The following is a 1345-nucleotide window of genomic DNA, read 5'->3' as shown; positions in this document are numbered from 1 at the left end:
GCTGTTCCTGCTCAAGAACAAGCGGGAGCCGGACAGCGCCAGCGAGTTCAGCACGCGAATCCAGGAATTCCTGTCGGATTTCGAGCGCGGCGCGAAGAAGCTGAATATCGCCGCCGAGGACGTGTACGGCGCGAAATTCGCGTTCTGCGCGGCCATCGACGAAATGGTGCTGTCGTCGCAGTTCAAGATCCGCGCGGATTGGGAACGCCGGCCGCTGCAGCTCGTACTGTTCGGCGAGCAACTCGCGGGCGAGAAGTTCTTCCAGTATCTCGAGGAGTGTCGTGCGCAGGGTGCGGCGCGGCTGCAGTCGCTCGAGGTGTTTCATATGTGCCTGCTGCTCGGGTTCCAGGGCAAGTATCTGCTCGAAGGGCCGGAGAAGCTCGCGTATCTGACCGCGCGGCTTGGGGACGAGATCGCGCATATGAAGGGCAAGCGGGCTGCGTTTGCGCCACATTGGCCGCTGCCGGATCAGATCGCGCACCGGTTGAAGCGGGAGGTGCCGGTTTGGGCGATCGGGACCGTGTTCGCGCTCGTTGCGTTGCTTGGGTATCTCGGGCTCAATACCTATCTCAAGGACAAGACGCTGCAGGCGTTGGCGCCGTATTCGCAGGTGATCAAGGTCGGGCCGGAATCGGCTAATTTGACGATTTCGTTGCCGTAAGAGGCGCGTGTTTTTTTCGAATGCCGCTTGATGAAAAAGGACCGCACCGGCGGTCCTTTTTTGCTGTGGCGTGGGGCGCGTGCCTCGTCAGAGCAGAATGAACTCGTCGTTGTCGACGTAGAACACGAATGCGTCGAACAATTGCGCGACGGTCGGTTCGTCGACCTGGTCATGCGCGTTGATCACGATGTCTTCGATCGTCGCGCTGTTCAGCGTGACGCGCCAGCCGGGTTGTGGGGCGGCGGCGGGCGGCGTGTCGACTTCAGTGTTGTCAGCGCCTTCGGTGAATACGCCCTCTGTATCTAGCGTCCATGGCGTTGATGGCAGGCAAAGCCATCCGGAAAAGTCGCCCGGATGTTCGAGAATGTGCTGCAGCGACGCGATGGTCGCGGGGGTGGTCGACATGGGGTATTGCGGTTATAACTGGACTGAAGTCAATGCAGGAGCGGTAATGTCGCAGGCCCCGAATGTGCCTGCGTTGCCACAGCGCTCGCGTAAGGGAGCCGCGATTATGCCAATTTCGGACACGTTAGGCTGGGTCGGTGGTCGCTGTCGGTCAGTGAACGGATGCAATACCGACATTCGAGATCACGTCGAACTTCCCGCATCGGACCGCCCTCCAGAGTTCGTGGCGAATTGTTTCATGGATCGCGGCCACGCGGTCTTCGGTCAGGGACCGAATCT

The 1345-nt window shown here is 60.4% G+C and carries 2 protein-coding genes; one reads left to right on the top strand and one right to left on the bottom strand.

Annotated features, from left to right (window positions below; genetic code table 11):
• Positions 1–661: type IVB secretion system protein IcmH/DotU (gene icmH, locus JMF90_RS37330; protein ID WP_201326365.1), on the top strand; the 661-nt coding region annotated here is incomplete at its 5' end.
• 87 nt (positions 662–748) lie between these two features.
• Here the strand turns inward: icmH and JMF90_RS37325 are convergent.
• Entirely contained in the window at positions 749–1066 is a 318-nt protein-coding gene (locus JMF90_RS37325; RefSeq protein ID WP_027809805.1) for a hypothetical protein, read from the bottom strand.
• Positions 1067–1345: the final 279 nt, after the last annotated feature.

The organism is Burkholderia sp. E168m23 (assembly GCF_016586125.1).
Taxonomy (GTDB): domain Bacteria; phylum Pseudomonadota; class Gammaproteobacteria; order Burkholderiales; family Burkholderiaceae; genus Burkholderia; species Burkholderia orbicola.
The sequence above is the reverse complement of the archived record's forward strand: the minus strand, read 5'-3'. Positions and strand labels throughout refer to the sequence as shown.